General features: G+C 30.8%; 3 protein-coding genes. All 3 read left to right on the forward strand.

Going from position 1 to position 2,509, the window contains the following annotated elements:
• The first annotated feature begins 63 nt into the window (after nt 1–63).
• Complete coding sequence (locus IF125_RS14060; protein ID WP_225542912.1) at nt 64–1,026, forward strand: hypothetical protein; 963 nt, start codon at nt 64–66, stop codon at nt 1,024–1,026.
• An 8-nt stretch (nt 1,027–1,034) separates the two neighbouring features.
• On the forward strand, nt 1,035–1,562 hold the full coding sequence (locus IF125_RS14065; protein WP_225542913.1) for a GNAT family N-acetyltransferase: 528 nt from the start codon (nt 1,035–1,037) through the stop codon (nt 1,560–1,562).
• A gap of 121 nt (nt 1,563–1,683) precedes the next feature.
• Nucleotides 1,684–2,331 carry a 2OG-Fe(II) oxygenase gene (locus IF125_RS14070; protein ID WP_225542914.1) on the forward strand — a complete coding sequence of 216 codons (648 nt, stop codon included), beginning with the start codon at nt 1,684–1,686 and terminating at the stop codon, nt 2,329–2,331.
• Nucleotides 2,332–2,509 lie beyond the last annotated feature (178 nt).

Raw genomic sequence — 2,509 nt, forward strand, 5'->3', positions numbered from 1 at the left:
TTAGCACTTGGCTAATCATTGGGGGCTAGCCCCCAATGATTTAATTTGAGTTGCACTTATTTGTTGAACTTAGAATTATTAATACCAATACTTTTTTGCATAATTGCGATAAGTTCTTGTGTTTCTCAGAAGAATCAGCATATTAACGAACATATTCTAACATTAAAAAATAGTTATTGTAAAGCACCTCAGCAGTACAATTACGAAAAAAAATTGCCTTTCTACAACGCTGATTCTATTCTCCAAGCAAATTCTGATTTGAGAAATGGTTTTTCGGATCAAAGTATTTTAATTCTAAATGCGCTTAATTCTTTAGACGAAGTAAAAAGTATCAATGAATTGAAAAAAGATAATTCGCTCGAATCGAGAGTGAAAATTTTAGAACTTAAAAACTCTATCAATATTAAAATTACAATTGCATTAACAGAATTAGACGCTGTTGCCGCAGAATTTGATTGCGAAGGCGAACGAGTTGAACAAATGGCGAGTTATTTGCAAAATATGAATGATAATCGAAACAATAAATTAGTGATATATTCTATTGTTGCCGGTGCAGCAGCTTCTGTCGCAAGTGGAATTATAAAAAGTGATAGCTGGGGAAGCGCAGTAGATATTGGTGGTGGTGTTTTGGAAGCTGGTTTGGGGTTGGTAACACTTAATCCAAAAGGAAAAAAAATAGAATTTATACATCAACGAAATTTATTACGTGATATTTGGACACAAAAGTTAGAATCAGAAAATTTTCCACCATTTGTTTGGTACATGTACACCGAGAAAAAGTTTTCTAATCATACAGACGTAACTTCAATTATAGGGAATATAAAAGGTCGCTGGTTAGAATTCAATTTTGAAAATAATATGCAAGAAGCCAATCAATCTGTGAATTTCGGGATTGGCGGGACTTACACCGCACAAGAATTGTATAATCGATCGCGAATGCTTAATCAAATGCAATCTGCAACACGAACAATTAATCAAAATATTAATTATTTATTGTTAGATTTAGATAAATTAGTCATGTATTAAAACAGCAAATGATCAATATTCAACCACATTTAGAAAATGATTTAATTCGATTAGAACCTTTAAAATCAAGTGATTTTGAAGAGGTATATGCTGCGGCTTCAGATCCGAAAATTTGGGAACAACATCCCAATAAAAATCGTTGGAAACGAGATGTTTTTATGATTTTTTTTGAAGGTGCAATTCAAAGCAAAGGCGCTTTCAAAGTAATAGATAAGCAATCAAATCTTGTTGTTGGAAGTACTCGTTTCTATGATTATGATGAAAAAGATGCTTCTATATTAATTGGTTATACGTTTTATTCCACTAATTGTTGGGGAAAAGGTTATAATCCGTCAGTAAAAAAAATGATGTTCGATTATATTTTTCAATTTGTGGACAAAGTTTATTTGCATGTTGGTGCAGAGAACAAACGTTCTCAGGTTGCAGTAGAACGATTAGGTTGTAGAAAAGTAAAAACAGAAGAAATAACTTATTTTGGAGAAGAGCCAAAATTAAATTTTATTTACCAACTTGATAAAGATGAGTGGTTTAAGTGATTTTTAGGTCATATAACTATTAGGCAAGAGAATAGTTCTGTCTTTTTTTTAAAAAAAATAATATTTATGATTATTGTTTTTTTAATTAAATCTACATTTACTGCCGTTTTCATAATAATGAATGAGTAGTATTACATTAAACCCAATTTATGAAAAGATTATTGATGACTTATCAAATCAAAAATACTCTATTTCAGACTTTTTTTTCTCAGAAGAAGAAACTAAACAACTTCGCGAAGCCATAATTCGTAAAGAAGATAAACAAAATTTTCATCAAGCAGCCATTGGAAGTTCGGTTAACGAACAAATTGTAAAATCAATTAGAGGCGATAAAATCAGATGGATTGATGAAGAAAATAAAACAGAAACGGAAGAAATTTTTTTCTCAAAAATCAATGATTTTATAGAGTATCTAAATTTAACATGCTATATGGGCATTGAGGAAAGTGAATTTCATTATGCTGTTTATCCCGAAGGGACATTTTATCAAAAACATGTTGATGCTTTCAAGAATGATGATAGACGAACATTATCTGTTGTGTTGTATTTGAATGATGAAGAATGGAAAGATGAATTTGGAGGACAATTGACTTTGTATTTGTCAGATGAAAATAAGGTAGAAAAAGAATTAGATATTTTACCTCTTGCTGGTCGTTTGGCTGTTTTTGATAGTAAAAGTATTCCGCACGAAGTAAAAACCGTCCATCGACCAAGATATAGTATTACAGGTTGGTTGAAAACTAGAGGGAATATTTTGACGTATTTGTAACAAAATCTGTAGTCGGTTCGAGATTTCAATCTCTATTCACAATAGATAAATATTAGCATCAATTTGAACGATTTAAACAATAAAAACAAAGCCAACCATTGTAGACTGCACCCAAAAGTTTGGACAGATTAAAAATTAATAATTATAAAAATGAGTTCGATATTCTATCGGACTCATT

Source organism: Empedobacter stercoris (assembly GCF_020281205.1).
In the GTDB taxonomy this organism is placed as follows: Bacteria; Bacteroidota; Bacteroidia; order Flavobacteriales; family Weeksellaceae; genus Empedobacter; species Empedobacter stercoris.

Coding starts and splice junctions, on each gene's coding strand:
- IF125_RS14070 (WP_225542914.1), top strand. CDS start 1,684: ATGAGTAGTATTACATTAAACCCAATTTATGAAAAGATTATTGATGAC.
- IF125_RS14065 (WP_225542913.1), top strand. CDS start 1,035: ATGATCAATATTCAACCACATTTAGAAAATGATTTAATTCGATTAGAA.